The organism is Salinicola sp. NYA28a (assembly GCF_976982775.1).
In genome coordinates this window covers 1,637,019-1,650,764 of the sequence record NZ_OZ334582.1, presented here as the reverse complement: position 1 = coordinate 1,650,764, position 13,746 = coordinate 1,637,019, and the positions used below count along the sequence as shown (strand labels likewise).

Genomic DNA, 13,746 nt, shown 5'->3' with positions numbered 1-13,746 from the left:
TCCTTATGCGCATCCAGCCGCAGCGGATGCAGTGTGGCGACCCTCGACGATCATACGGTCTGCCCGGTCATTTCCTGCCAGCGCCGCGCCAGGCGCTTTTCCGACACGCTCTCCAGCGTGCCCAACTGCTGGGCGAATAGCGAGACTCGCCACTCCTGCAGCCACCAGCCGAACTCGACCAGATCGGCATCGACGATGCCGTCGCGGTGGGTCTGCTGCTTACGCGCATCGACCCGCGCCTCCCAGGCCTGTACCTGCTGCATCGACAGCTGGTCCCGGCGCAGGTCCCGAGGCGCCTTCTCGAGCCGGATTTCCGCTGCCTGCATGTAGCGCGGGTAATGGCTCAGCCAGGCGCCGGCGTCGCGCACGAAGCCGGGATAGACGAGCCGCTGCATCTGCGCCTTGAGATCACTGTAGGTCAGAGCCAGCGCCAGCGTGACATTGCCCTTGAGCGCCTTGGTCACTGCCAGGTGCCCCTGCAACGCCTTGTGCAGGTCTTCCAGCAGCGACTCGGCATACGCGACCAGCTCGCCACGCCAGCTTTCGAGACGGGCATCGAACGCCTCGCGGGACCGCGGCAGCGGATCGGCGGCCACGGTCTGCGCCAGGCAGGCGTCGATCACATCGCGCGACAACTGCTCCTGACTGCCGACCTTGGCGAACAGTAGCGCGCACTGCTTGAGCTTCGGCAGCTCCCGCTGGATATAGCGCACCGTATCGGGAAGCCGACGGCGAGCCAGCTGCACCAGACCGTCGCGGTGCGCCGTCGCCGCGCGCTCGGCATGGTCGAACCAGGCGACAGTCAGGTCGTCACCGTTAGCCACCAGTGCCGGATAGACTTCCACCTGGATGCCGGCCTGGTGGGTCGTACGAGAATCCGGCAGGGCCGTTTCCGGGAGATCGTCGAGACGTTCGGCACTCTCCCGTGGCGTTTCCGCCAGCGCCCTGGCCCCTGCTGCCGCCGCCTCGCCGAAGCGTTTCTGCAGGGCATGCAGATCGCGTCCTTCCCCCAATACCGTGCCGTGATGATCGACCACGCGCAGGTTCATGAGCAGATGCGGATCGAGCTGATCGAGACGCCAGACAGACGCATCCAGGCGCGTGCCGGTCTTGATTCGCAAAAACTCGCCCAACGCCTCCTCGACCGGGCGCTCGTCCGGCGTCAAGGTGGCGAGCGCGGCATCGACCCAGTCCGGAATCGGCACGACCTGGCGGCGCATCGCCTTGGGCAGCGCCTTGAGTAGCGCGATGCACTTCTCGCGCAGCAGGCCCGGCACCAGCCAGCTCAAGCGACCTGGCGGCAACTGGGCGAGCATCACCGCGGGCACGGTCAGGGTGACACCGTCATCGCTGGCGCCCGGGGCGAAGTGATAGCTCAGCGGATAGCGAACGCCGTTGAACACGAGCTCGTCCGGGTACTGCTCGACGCTGACATCGTCGGCCTCCCGCGCCATCAACGACGCCTTGTCCAGCTTGAGGATATCCGGCGTGTCGCGCTCGGCCTGCTTGCGCCAGTTCTCGAAGCTGCGCCCGCCGGCGACCTCCCGAGGAACCCGTTCGTCGTAGAAGGCGAACAGGGTCTCTTCGTCGATCAGGATATCGCGCTTGCGTGCCCGATCCTCGAGCTCCTCGACCTCGGCGACCATCGCCCGGTTATGTGCGAAGAATGCAGCCTTGGTCTGATAATCCCCTTCCACCAGTGCGCGCCGCAGAAAAATCTCTCGCGCTTCTTCCGGCGCCACCTTGGCGTAATCCACGCGACGACCGGTCACGATCGGCAAGCCGAAGAGCGTGACCTGCTCCAGCGCCACCACCTGGGCCCGCTTGCGCTCCCAATGCGGCTCGCTATAGCTGCGCTTGATCAGATGGGCCGCCTGCGGCTCGATCCACTCCGGCTTGATTCTGGCCACGTCACGGGCATAGAGACGGCTGGTCTCCACCAGCTCGCCGGCCATGATCCACTTGGGCGGCTTGCGCGAAAGCCCTGACGCTGGGTGGATCAGGAAGCGCCGGTTTCTGGCGCCGAGGAATTCGCGGCTTTCCGGCTGCAACTGCCCCAGGTTGGAGAGCAACCCGGACAACAGAGCCTGATGTAGACGTTGCGTATCGAACCGGGGCAGCCTGGCCGCTGCTGACTCTTCCGACACCGAGTCGCCGGAGCCGCTGTCGGCCGGCCGTGACGGCTCGTCGTCATCGGGTTGCACGGCGCTCGTCAGCTCGAGCTTCATCTCGCGGGTCAGCTGACGCAACTGGCGATAGGTATCGTGCCATTCGCGCAGCCGCAGATAATTCAGATACTGTTCGCGGCACCAGCGTCGCAGCTGGTTGCTCGACAGCGTCTCGCGCATGGCATCGAAGCCATGCCACAGGTTGAGCCAGGCGACGAAGTCGGAGTTGGGGTCTTCCCACTGCTTATGGCGCTGATCGGCGGCCTGGCGCTTTTCCGCCGGCCGCTCGCGGGGATCCTGCGTCGCCAGCGCGCTGACCACGATCAGCACTTCGCGCAGGCACTGGAAGCGTTCTCCCGCCAGCACCATCCGCGCCAGGCGCGGATCGATCGGCAGCCGCGACAGCTGCCGCCCCAGGCCGGTGATACGCTCGGCGTCATCCACCGCCCCCAGCTCGAACAGCAGCCGATAGCCATCCTTGACGAAGCGGGCATCCGGCGCGTCGACGAACGGGAAGTCGAATACGTCGCCCAGCTTGAGCGACAGCATCGACAGAATCACCGAGGCCAGGTTGGTGCGCTGAATCTCGGGCTCGGTGAATTCGGGGCGGGAAAGAAAATCCTCTTCACTGTAGAGCCGAATACAGACCCCTTCGGCGACACGCCCGCAGCGCCCCTTGCGCTGATTGGCGCTGGCCTGGCTGACCGGCTCGATCGGCAGGCGCTGGACCTTGGCCCGCGCGCTGTAGCGGCTCATGCGAACCAGGCCGGGATCGATCACGTAGCGGATACCGGGCACGGTCAACGAGGTCTCGGCGACATTGGTGGAGAGCACGATACGACGGCCGGCGTGAGACTGGAACACCCGGTTCTGTTCGGCGTTGGAGAGCCGCGCATAGAGCGGCAGAATCTCGGTGCTCTTGAGATCGGCGCGCCGCAGCACGTCGGCGGTTTCGCGAATGTCCCGCTCGCCGGGCAGAAAGATCAGGATATCGCGCGGACCGCTGTACCAGCGCTTTTCGCGTTCGATGCGCTCAACTTCTTCGACCGCTGCCAGGATTCCCTCCTGCAGCGTCAGGTCCTCTTCTTCCCGGGATTCGCGTACCAGCGGCCGATAATGCACCTCCACCGGATACGCCCGCCCGGACACTTCCACCACCGGCGCCGGCTGGGTCTTGCCGTCACGCTCGATGGCGAAATGCCGCGACAGACGCTCGACGTCGATGGTTGCCGACGTGATGATCACCTTGAGATCGGGCCGGCGGGCCGTCAGCCGCTTGAGATAGCCCAGCAGGAAGTCGATGTTGAGACTGCGCTCGTGGGCTTCATCGATGATGATCGCCTCGTAGCGCATGAGATCGGGGTCGTGCTGCGTCTCGGCCAGCAGAATGCCGTCGGTCATCAGCTTGACCAGGGTGTCGTCGCTGCTCTGATCGGTGAAGCGCACCTGATAGCCGACCTGCTCGCCCAGCGGCACCTCGAGCTCCTCGGCCAGGCGCGAAGCCACCGAGCGCGCCGCCAGCCGGCGTGGCTGGGTATGACCGATCATGCCCCGACGCCCCAGGCCCAGTTCCAGACAGAGCTTGGGTAGCTGCGTGGTCTTGCCGGAGCCGGTCTCGCCGGCCACCACCACCACCTGATGGTCGCGCAGCGCTTCGAGAATCGTCTCGCGCCTGGCCGCAACCGGCAGCGACTCGGGGTATTCCAGCGTCACTGGCTGGCTCCGGCGACGCGCGAGCACCTCGCTGGAGGCAGCCAGCCGCGACTCGATCTCCTTCAGCGACCGGTCGATCGGCTTGCCGTCTCGGGCACGCCGAGCCAGACGCCGGAGCCGCTGGCGCTGCTCGTGGGCGTCACGCAGCAGACAGCCATCCAGGCGAGTTTCCAGATCATTCAGGGCTTGCAGTGAAGGGGAAGCGATAGCGCTCAAAGAGATCCTCTACGTCGGCGAGATAACGGCAGAAACGGGCCGCCACCAAAGGCGATGGCGAACCCGTCATTATAGCGCCGTCGGCGGATCAACTCACGTCCGAGGAGGATTGACGCTCCGTCGATGGCGTATCGCCGACCGGTCGGGCAGCCACGGCTTCGCTATTCCCCGACTCGTCGCGCAGTTCCCGACGCAGCACCTTGCCCACGTTGCTCTTGGGCAGCTCGTCACGCAGCTCCACGAACTTGGGCACCTTGTAGCCGGTCAGCTCCTGCTTGCACCACTGGCGTAATGCCTGCGGGTCGAGACTGTCGTTGCGCGCCACCACGAACAGCTTGATGGCTTCTCCGGTCTCCTCGTCGGGGACCCCCACCGCCGCGGCCTCGACGACATCGGGATGGCCCGCGACGACCTCCTCGATCTCGTTGGGATAGACGTTGAATCCCGAGACCAGAATCATGTCCTTCTTGCGATCGACGATCTTGACGTAGCCGTCGTCGAGTATCATCGCCATGTCGCCCGTACGCAGCCAGCCGTCGGCATCCAGCGTTCTGGCCGTGTCTTCCGGGCGGTTCCAGTAGCCCTTCATGACCTGCGGCCCCTTGACGCAAAGCTCGCCGCGCTCGCCACGTGGCAGTGCCCGTCCGTCGTCATCGACGATCTTGACCGAGGTGCCGGGCACCGGCTTGCCGATGGTACCGATCTGTGTCGCCTCGGGCGGATTGACCAGCGCAATGGGCGAGGTTTCGGTCAGGCCGTAACCTTCGACGATGCCATTACCGGTGGTCTGCTCCCAGCGCTGGGCCACGGTATGGGTCAACGCCATGCCGCCGGAAATCGTCATCTTGAGGCCGGAGAAATCGAGCGCCTTGAAGTCGTCGCGCTGACAGAGCGCATTGAACAGGGTATTGAGCCCCACGAATACCGTGAAAGGCGTCCTGGACAGCGTCTTGACGAATCCGGGGAGATCACGAGGGTTGGGGATCAGAACGTTGTGCTGTCCGGTAACCATCGCGAACAGGCAGTTCACCGTAAAGGTATAGATGTGATAGCAAGGCAGAGGCGCAATGATCGTCTCCTCTCCCTCGGTCAGCGCCTTGCCGACCACCTGCTTGGTCTGCAGCATGTTGGCGATCAGGTTGCGGTGGGTCAGCATCGCCCCCTTGGCGACGCCGGTGGTGCCGCCGGTGTACTGCAGCGCCGCCACGTCGTCGCCGCGGCTGGCGACCACCTTCACCTGATGCCGGCTGCCGACGGAGAGCGTATGCCGGAAACCGATCGAGCCGGGGAGCGAATAGGCAGGCACCAGCTTCTTGACGTACCGTACCACGCCATTGATCAGCGACCTTTTCGGCCAGGGATGGAGATCCGCCATCTCGGTCACGTAGACATGGCGGATATCGGTCTGGTCGAGCACCTTCTCCAGCTTGTGGGCCATGTTGGCCAGCACCACCACCGCCTTGACGCCGGCATCGCGAAACTGATGACGCATCTCGCGCTCGGTGTAGAGAGGGTTGGTATTGACGACCACCAGTCCGGCACGTAGCGCACCGAACACCGCCACCGGGAACTGCAGCACGTTGGGCAGCTGGATCGCGATCCGGTCGCCGGGCTTCAGGTCGGTTTCCTGCTGCAGCCAGGCGGCAAAATCGCCGGAAAGCCGATCGACGTCACGATAGCTCAAGGTGTGACCCAGGCAACTGAAGGCCGGATGGTCGACGAATCGGCGGCACGCCTCGGCGATGATGTCGTTGATCGACTCGAACGCCTCCATGCCCTCCAGCGGCGCTCCCGTTTCGATGCACGGGCTGACGCTGTCGCTCATAGGATCTCCTTGATTCGTGTCGGTTACTCGACCTTATAACAGGATCGGACCGGCGAGGCGCTGCCACCAAGGTTGTAAGGAAACCGCAAACCGTCGTTCGGGCAGTCCCATCGTACGTCGGCGTGGTTAGACCGAGGGCTCTTCGCGCCGCGCTAGACGGCGTCGTTTCGCCGCTCGCCGCCAGCGTAGCAGCATCCACAGCAGCAAAAGCGCCGCAATGACGATCCACGTCACCGGTCGCTGAGCGTAGGTTTCCACGTAAGGTCTGGCCAGTCGCCATCCCTGCTGGGCCTTGTCGACGGCGATATCGGCCATCTGCGAAGGGGTCAATCCATCAGCGAAGTCATTACCGTCATCGGCATCTGCACTATCTTCCTGCTGGCGCGACTCGCTGACGACGCCCTGGTCGAGATCGGCACCGCCCAGGCCCACCGCGGCGTCGGGATTGAGGCGCACCACCGGGAGATCGAGATGCAACGTGCGGCCATCCAGCTGCGCCTCGGCGGTGATCCTGACCGGCAGCGACTCGTTGGGATCCGTCTGCGGCACCGCGATCGTCCATTCCCGATTGCCGGTCTGGCGTATATCGAGCGAACGGCCGGTGAGGCTTGCGCTCAGCCGGGTGTTGTCGACATTGAGATCCGGATGATTGGCACGCACCACGATTTGGGTGCCATCCTCGCTCAGCACGGCACTCAGGGCAGCAACCACGTTCACCGGCTGCACCTGCTGGCGAATCATCCGTTCGCTGCGCGCCGTAATCGTCAAGCGCGCGTTACCCAACTGATCGGCGCCCGGCAGCTCGCCACGGAAATGATCCTCGGACGAGGCCAGCGCCGTCTCGGCGAGCGTCGCGCCGTCGAGATCCCGCAATTCGGCGCGCACGGTCAGCCCCGCCGGAAGCTCGTCGGCGGCCAGCGTCCTGCCTTCCGAAGCCAGCCAGACATCCAGCGGGGTCGAAAATCCCTGATAGAGCGTTGCCGGCAGCGGCTCGCTGCGCAGCACCGTATCGGCGTGGATGCCGATACGACTGTCGGCACCGATATCGCCTTCGATCTGCCACTCGCCCGACGCGGGGTCAGGCACGGTGATCAGATCGTAACGGTCACTGCTCAACCATTCCACGGAGCCCGGGTGATCGTCGCGGGAATAACGCTGCCCCTCGGGGCCGACCAGAACCGGCGAATCGACGCCCGGCGCGTGGAACAGCAAGGCGTTGAACTCGTCGATGTCGTCATCGACGCTAAAGCGCTGGCGATCGTCGATCGGCACCTGATCGCCCGGCAGGATGCGATCGAGAACATCCAGGAAGGCCCGCAGCAGCTCTTCGGGCGTGTCGGCCACCGCCGCCAGCCCGCCGGTGGTCTGCGCGATCTGCTCGAGCAGCGGCAGATCGACGTTGTTGGAGAGCGCGATGGGATGCACGACGACCCCGCGCGCGGCGAGATCCGGCGCCAGCTCGGTGATGATGCGCTGGCGTGAAGCGCTGTCACGCTGCGCCTTGTCGCTGCCGGAAGCCGGCAGGTCGACCATGCCGTCGGTCAACAGGATCAGATGCCGATTGCCGCTGTCCGGCGTCGCCCCCGCCGTCTGCCGCAGCGCGCGTTCGATGTCCGTAAACTGCTGATAGTCGGTCAACTGCGAAGCCATGCTTCCGGCCTGCTCCCGCCAGGCATCGACGACCTCACCATTCGGCAGCGGGTTGGCGACGGTGGTCCCGAAGGTCCAGATCGATCCTCGCGCACTGGGAGGCAGCAAGGTCGCGGCGAAACCCAGTGCATTGGCGCGCAGGTTGCCGGGATCGTTCTGTTTCATGCTGCCGGAAACGTCGATGACCATTCGCACGTCCGGCGCTGTCTGCGCCAGCGCCCAGCCGGGAGACATCCCCGCCGCCAATACCAGAATCAACAACAACGCACGCATTTTTCGCTTCCTTTCGAAATACACGTCAGAACGAGATCACCTCATCCGAAACACCTTCGGATCAGTTGACTACCGGCTCGCGACGGGTCCGCTCTTTCGCTCGCGGCGCCGGCCCCGCCTGCGGCGTATTCCGCTTTCCTCCTCGCGGCCCGTCGTCAGCATCGTCTCCATCGCGGCGGCGAGCCAACAGTCGCCACGCCACCAGACCCAACGCCGCCCCTATCGCGATACCTGCAAGCAGTAGCGGCAGTGCGCCGGCGACCTGGCCGCCATCGTGCTGGAGCACGCCCACCGCCATGACCACGATGGCCGGCGCCAGGCCGGAGTACGTCTCTCCCGGTTCCAGCAACGGCAGCGAGAATGGCGCCACCATCCACAGCCCGCCGGCGACGACGCCCACCAACACGAGACGCGGCAGCAACGGCAGCAGTCGCACGCCCAGATAACCGGTGATCAGAACGACCAGAGACAGCACGCCATAACTCAACCAGAGTTGCGGCAGGGAATCGGAAAACAGCATGGCAATGACTCTCGATTCATACGATTTGGGACATGGTACACTCCAAGCCGATAAAGCACAGCCGCACCGCTATCCGACGTGGCATGCGGCTCTCCCGCCGCACGGCCTTCCTGGCGTGACAGACGGCAATCGGCCCACGGCATTGTCGAAGCGCGATTGTCAGAAGTATCCTTTTTCGACGTTGACGCCTCCTTTTTCGATGTCATTGAAACAGCCTGCCCGAAAGGACCTTTCCTCGACCCATGCCCCGCTCGCAGACGACACAAACACCGCCCGTCGCTCACTTTCGCCGTAGCGACGATCCCGACTGGCACTGGCTGGAGTCCCGCGATGACCCGCAGGTCAAGGCATTCCTGCGCGCAGCCAACCGTGAAAGCGATGCTTTCTTTGCCCCGCTGAAACCGCTGGAAGATGCCCTCTACGACGGGCATCTGGCGCGCCGGGAACTCAAGGTCACCGGTTTGCCGACGACGCTCGAACGGTTCCGCTACTGGAGCGAAACGGCCGCCGATGCCGACTACCCCTTGTGGTGGCGCCAAACCAGGGACGGCGATACCGCGCCCGAGCTGCTGCTGGACCTGGAAGCTCGCTCCCAGGCCCATGATTTTCTCGAACTGGGCGACATGGCGATCTCGTCGGACGAACAGTGGCTGGCCTGGACGGAAGATGCCAGCGGCAACGAATATTTCGATCTCTACCTGAAGCGGCTGCCAGACGGCGAGCCGCAACGGCTGCGCAGGCGCATCGGGCCGGATCTGGTGTGGGCGGAGGATAACCGGACGTTGCTGTTCACCCGTTACGATGCCACGCAGCGCCCCGCCAGCGTATGGCTTCTGCGGCCGGAGGACGATCACTGCGAGAAGATTTTCGAGGAAGCGGATGTTGAGTTCTGGGTCGGGCTGGGCAAGACACGCTCCCGTCAGTGGCTGGTACTGGAGACCGCCTCGAAGGACACCTCGGAGTGCCACCTGATCCCGGCGACGGCGCCCCGGACGGCGCCGGCATGCGTTCGGCCGCGGGAGACCGGCGTCGAGTATACGCTGGAGCATCGCGACGACATCTTTTACGTGCTGCACAACCGTGACGGCTCGCATTTCCGACTGGACACGGCCCCCGTCTCGCAACCCGACTCATGGACGCCGCTGGTCCCGCACCGCGAGGAGGTCACGCTCGAGGGCGTCGATGCCTTTTCCTGGGGCGTGGTCGTCACCGAACGTGACCATCACGAAGCCCAGGTCTACCTTCGCGTCATCGAGCGAAGCGAAGCCGAGCCGGTCGGGAATGCTCAAGCTGACGAAGGGCTACCGGGGAGCCGGCTTCCGCTTCCCGAAGCGCCTTGCAGCCTGGCGCTTGGCGACACGCCGGATTTCCATACCCGCAAGCTGCTGCTGCGCGAAGAGTCGTTCACCCTGCCGGTACGCTGGGTCGAGCACGATCTCGACAGCGGAGAGCAGCACGTGCTCAAGACTCAGCCGCTGCATGGCGACCTGCAGCCCGAGGATCTGGTCTGCCGGCGGCTCTGGGCCGAAGGTCACGATGGCGAGCGCATTCCCGTTTCCGTGGTGGCCCGAGCCGACAGGCTCGGTCAGGCACCGATGCCGACGCTGCTCTATGGCTACGGCGCGTACGGCGAAGTGCTCGATCCCTGGTTCTCGATTGCTCGCCTGGAACTGCTCTCTCGAGGCGTCGCGTTTGCCGTCGCTCACGTACGCGGCGGCGGCGATCGGGGCGAACCCTGGTATCTGGCGGGCAAGCTGGAGCACAAGGAGAACAGTTTCAGGGACTTTCTCGCGGCACGTCAGGCCCTGGTCGCCGAAGGAATTGCCGATCCCGAACACATCGCAGCCTATGGCGCCAGCGCCGGCGGCCTGCTGGTCGGCGCCAGCCTCAATCTCGAGCCGGAGGCGTTCTGCGCGGCGGTACTGGACGTGCCTTTCGTCGACGTGCTGCGGACCATGGAAAATCCAGATCTGCCCCTCACCACGGCGGAGTACACGGAGTGGGGAAACCCGGACGAACCGGCCGTACGGCGACGCATCCGCGATTATTCGCCGCTGGACAACCTGAACGCGCAGCCCTACCCCAGCGTCCTGCTGCAGGGCAGCTGGCACGATTCGCGGGTTCCTTACTGGGAGCCCGCCAAGCTCTACGCACGCATGACGGAACTCGGCAGCGCGCGTGGCCCGGTCCTTCTGCGTACCGACATGGCCGCCGGCCACGGTGGCGCGTCAGGACGATTCAAGGCATGGCGAGACAACGCCCGCCAGGACGCTTTCATCCTATGGGCACTGGGGCGAGACGCCGTCTGACGCTAGCGGGAGTGCACCTCGGGGGACGCCGGCGGGAGGAGTGACATCCCGCCGGCTGAGGGTTCAACGTTGCTCGTCGAGGGGAATAATGTCGATGATGTGTTCTTCATAGTCGGCATCATCGACCTCGGCTTCGCTGACGGCGAAATGGCGAACGCTCATCTTGCGCTCGTGCATGCGGCGATCACTGCCGCTGCGCAATGGATGCCAGCTGGCCAGTTTGCGCCCCTCGGCGAGACGCCGGTAGGCACAGCTGTGCGGCAGCCAGTGAAACTGGTCCAGGTTATCCAGACTTAACTGGGTACACTCGGGTACCCGCTCGAAGCGATGCGCATAGTCGCTGCAGCGGCAACTGCCGATATCCAGAAGCCGACAGGCCACGTTGAGGGTGGCGACGTCTCCCGTATCGGCGTCTTCCATCTTGACCAGACAGCACTTGCCACAGCCGTCGCACAACGCCTCCCACTCCTGTTGGGTCAGCTCCTCCAGGGGGAACCGCTCCCAGAATCGCTCACGCATACGAATCTCCTTGCCTTGGCTCAGGGCCGCCCCGGAAGAACGGGTGCTACGTTCGGCCAGGATCACTCATCCCGCCGGGTAAACAGGTCCAGCATCTCGGGATCCTTGGGCGGCGGCATCTGCAGATAGAACCCCTGCCCCCGGATCGCCGCCATGACCTTGACCACATCGACCCGCGCCAGCGGTCGCTCGGGCCGCAGCAACAACGTCATCACCGGGATCGGTCGACCGAATTGCTCGCGCAGCGCCTGGGGCACCGGCGCCATGCCGCGCGCCTTGTCGAGATAGAGATACATTTCATCCCGTCGCGAGCTCTTGACGATCTCGCAGATGAGCCTGGAGGTATCGTTCATCACGCGGCTTCCTGCTCGGCAAGCGCCTGCTTCCAGTCGGCCGATAGCTGCTGCCCACGCCACCCGGTCGGCAACGGCAAATCCAGCTGCCTGAGATGCGCGGTGACCACCGCCTCCATTTCCGCTCGGTTGGAGAGCCGTTCGGGTGCCAGCCCCAATGCTTCGGCACGGGTCTGTACGACCTTTTTCAGCGCCTTAAAGCGGCACTTGAAGGCAGGGGATGTCGGCACCGGCAGCGGCTCGCAGAGTTCGGACGCCTCGCGGTGCCGTGCCGTCTTGACCAGCGCCAGCATCGCGTCCCCTTCCCGCTTGACGAGACTTGGCGTCATGCCATCGACGGCGGCCAGTTCATACCGGTTGCTCGGCATGGCCTCGGCGATAGCGTAGAGCACGCTATCCTTGGCCAGCCAGCCCCGCGGCACATCCCGACGCCGCACTTCGGTTTCACGCCAGGCGGTCAGCTCCCGATACGCTTCGACCTGCCGGGGCTGCAGGCGCCATAGCTGGCGATGGCGGGTGTACCACTGCTCGCCGGCAGCAGCGTTGCGACCCTGGCTCAACGCCTCGCACTCTTCCTCGAACCAGCGCTCGCGTCCCAGCGTCGCCAACGCCTGACGCTGCTGCTCCCAGATCACCGGAAGATAGACGACATCGAGAGCGGCATAATCGAGCTGCGCCGGTGTGAGCGGGCGCTCGAGCCAGTTGGAACGCGTCTCCTCCTTGGGCAGATCGACGCCGCAACGCTGCGCGACCAGGCGTCGATAGCCCATGGCCGGGTCGGCGCCAAGGAAGGATTCGGCGATCTGCGTATCGACCAGCGGAGCCACCGTCACGCCTGCCCATAGCGCCAGCACATCGAGATCCTCGCTGCAGGCGTGGATCAGTTTCGGCGGGCCGGCGCTCAGCAATTGCCGCAAATCGTCACTTGCCGCGATCGCCTGAGGATCGATCAGATAGACGACTTCCCCGGCCGTCAGCTGGATCAGCGCCGGCACGGGAAAAAAGCTCGACTCCCGGAAGAATTCGGTATCCAGGGCGACGAGATCCGCCGTGGTCAACGCCTCGCAAGCGGCCTGCAATCCTTCCGGGGTGTCGACCCAACACAGCGAATAGTCAAAACTCATTCAGATCCCTCTCGGCCCGTCATTCGGCCGGCATTACAAAAAATCGGAGCGAGGGCTCGGCGGACGAGCCACCGATGCCCTTACTCGTAGGAAAATGGCTGGCGCCCCTGAAACGCCCGGCTGAGCGTGCCGCCATCGACATACTCCAGCTCGCCGCCCATCGGGACGCCGTAGGCCAATCGGGAGAGCTTGGCCTCCCGCCCGACCAGGTGCTCGGCGATGTAATGCGCGGTGGCCTCCCCCTCCACGGTCGGGTTGGTCGCCAGGATGATCTCGCTGACCATCTCTCGGGAGAGCCGGGACTCCAGTTGATCCAGGCCGATATCGTCGGGGCCGATGCCGTCGAGCGGTGACAGATGGCCATGCAGCACGAAATACTGACCGCGAAAGCCGCCTGCCTGCTCGATCGCCAGCATGTCGGCCGGCGACTCGACCACGCACAGCAGGGCCGAGTCGCGCCGCGAATCCTGGCAGACGCCGCACAGCGCCTCTTCGGTCAGCGTACGGCATCGCTCGCAGTAGCCGACCTGCTCGATCGCCTGGACCAGCGCTTCCGAGAGCCGCCGCCCACCCTCGCGATCACGCTCCAGCAGGTGAAGCGCCATCCGCTGCGCGGTCTTCGGCCCGACTCCCGGTAGCACGCGCAGGCTATCCAGTAACTGCTCGACAAGCGGTGAAAAGCTCATCAGAACGGCATCTTCATCCCGGGCGGCAGATTGAGTCCGGAAGAGACTTCTTCCATGCGCGCCTTGGACTGGGTCTCGACCTTGCGTGACGCGTCGTTGACGGCAGCCGCCAGCAGATCTTCCAGCAGCTCCTTGTCTTCCTGCATTACGGAAGGATCGATCTCGACGCGGCTGACGTCATGGCGGCCATTCATGGTCACCTTGATCATGCCGGCGCCGGCTTCGCCCAACACTTCCATCTGGGCGATCTCTTCCTGAGCCTGCTGCATCTTTTCCTGCATTTCCTGGGCCTGCTTCATCAGATTGCCCATGCCACCCTTGAACATGACGAACTCCTTCGAGATTGGGAATGCTTTGCAAAAGCGTGACGCCCGCGAAAGCGTGACGTCT

Annotated in this window: 10 protein-coding genes; 1 reads left to right on the top strand and 9 read right to left on the bottom strand. The window is 64.7% G+C overall.

From position 1 onward, the window contains the following. Positions 1-50: 50 nt before the first annotated feature. The 4 genes from hrpA to ACWHY3_RS07425 form a co-directional block, all read right to left on the bottom strand. A complete protein-coding gene (gene hrpA, locus ACWHY3_RS07440; protein ID WP_448127937.1) occupies positions 51-4,097 on the bottom strand; it encodes an ATP-dependent RNA helicase HrpA in 4,047 nt (1,348 codons plus the stop codon). An 88-nt stretch (positions 4,098-4,185) separates the two neighbouring features. Beyond that, on the bottom strand, positions 4,186-5,922 hold the full coding sequence (locus tag ACWHY3_RS07435) for an AMP-binding protein (protein ID WP_448127936.1): 1,737 nt from the start codon (positions 5,920-5,922) through the stop codon (positions 4,186-4,188). 126 nt (positions 5,923-6,048) lie between these two features. Continuing rightward, entirely contained in the window at positions 6,049-7,845 is a 1,797-nt protein-coding gene (locus tag ACWHY3_RS07430; RefSeq protein ID WP_448127935.1) for a VWA domain-containing protein, read from the bottom strand. A gap of 61 nt (positions 7,846-7,906) precedes the next feature. Beyond that, positions 7,907-8,365, bottom strand: coding sequence for a hypothetical protein (locus tag ACWHY3_RS07425; protein ID WP_448127934.1), 459 nt, complete (start codon positions 8,363-8,365; stop codon positions 7,907-7,909). Positions 8,366-8,607: 242 nt separating this feature from the next. Here ACWHY3_RS07425 and ACWHY3_RS07420 point away from each other — a divergent pair, with 242 nt between their 5' ends. Then, positions 8,608-10,674, top strand: a complete 2,067-nt coding sequence (locus ACWHY3_RS07420; protein WP_448127933.1) for a S9 family peptidase — start codon at positions 8,608-8,610, stop codon at positions 10,672-10,674. 63 nt (positions 10,675-10,737) lie between these two features. Here the strand turns inward: ACWHY3_RS07420 and ACWHY3_RS07415 are convergent, their stop codons facing one another. From ACWHY3_RS07415 to ACWHY3_RS07395, 5 genes are all read right to left on the bottom strand, one after another. Next, a complete protein-coding gene (locus tag ACWHY3_RS07415) occupies positions 10,738-11,193 on the bottom strand; it encodes a YcgN family cysteine cluster protein (protein ID WP_448127932.1) in 456 nt (151 codons plus the stop codon). A 62-nt stretch (positions 11,194-11,255) separates the two neighbouring features. Then, positions 11,256-11,546 (bottom strand): YcgL domain-containing protein, encoded by a 291-nt coding sequence (locus tag ACWHY3_RS07410; RefSeq protein WP_087717866.1) that lies wholly within the window; start codon positions 11,544-11,546, stop codon positions 11,256-11,258. Then, positions 11,546-12,670 carry a ribonuclease D gene (locus tag ACWHY3_RS07405; protein WP_448127931.1) on the bottom strand — a complete coding sequence of 375 codons (1,125 nt, stop codon included), beginning with the start codon at positions 12,668-12,670 and terminating at the stop codon, positions 11,546-11,548. Before ACWHY3_RS07405 ends, ACWHY3_RS07410 begins: the two co-directional genes overlap by 1 nt. Before the next feature lie 80 nt (positions 12,671-12,750). Further along, complete coding sequence (recR, locus tag ACWHY3_RS07400; protein WP_087717868.1) at positions 12,751-13,356, bottom strand: recombination mediator RecR; 606 nt, start codon at positions 13,354-13,356, stop codon at positions 12,751-12,753. Then, complete coding sequence (locus ACWHY3_RS07395) at positions 13,356-13,682, bottom strand: YbaB/EbfC family nucleoid-associated protein (protein ID WP_071231634.1); 327 nt, start codon at positions 13,680-13,682, stop codon at positions 13,356-13,358. The genes recR and ACWHY3_RS07395 overlap by 1 nt, the downstream gene beginning before the upstream one ends. Between the last annotated feature and the right edge of the window lie 64 nt (positions 13,683-13,746).

What these genes read in the sequence shown, in the direction of transcription:
- ACWHY3_RS07435 (WP_448127936.1), bottom strand. Translation starts at nt 5,922, where the DNA reads ATGAGCGACAGCGTCAGCCCGTGCATCGAAACGGGAGCGCCGCTGGAG.
- ACWHY3_RS07430 (WP_448127935.1), bottom strand. Translation starts at nt 7,845, where the DNA reads ATGCGTGCGTTGTTGTTGATTCTGGTATTGGCGGCGGGGATGTCTCCC.
- ACWHY3_RS07425 (WP_448127934.1), bottom strand. Translation starts at nt 8,365, where the DNA reads ATGCTGTTTTCCGATTCCCTGCCGCAACTCTGGTTGAGTTATGGCGTG.
- ACWHY3_RS07420 (WP_448127933.1), top strand. Translation starts at nt 8,608, where the DNA reads ATGCCCCGCTCGCAGACGACACAAACACCGCCCGTCGCTCACTTTCGC.
- ACWHY3_RS07415 (WP_448127932.1), bottom strand. Translation starts at nt 11,193, where the DNA reads ATGCGTGAGCGATTCTGGGAGCGGTTCCCCCTGGAGGAGCTGACCCAA.
- ACWHY3_RS07410 (WP_087717866.1), bottom strand. Translation starts at nt 11,546, where the DNA reads ATGAACGATACCTCCAGGCTCATCTGCGAGATCGTCAAGAGCTCGCGA.
- ACWHY3_RS07405 (WP_448127931.1), bottom strand. Translation starts at nt 12,670, where the DNA reads ATGAGTTTTGACTATTCGCTGTGTTGGGTCGACACCCCGGAAGGATTG.
- recR (WP_087717868.1), bottom strand. Translation starts at nt 13,356, where the DNA reads ATGAGCTTTTCACCGCTTGTCGAGCAGTTACTGGATAGCCTGCGCGTG.
- ACWHY3_RS07395 (WP_071231634.1), bottom strand. Translation starts at nt 13,682, where the DNA reads ATGTTCAAGGGTGGCATGGGCAATCTGATGAAGCAGGCCCAGGAAATG.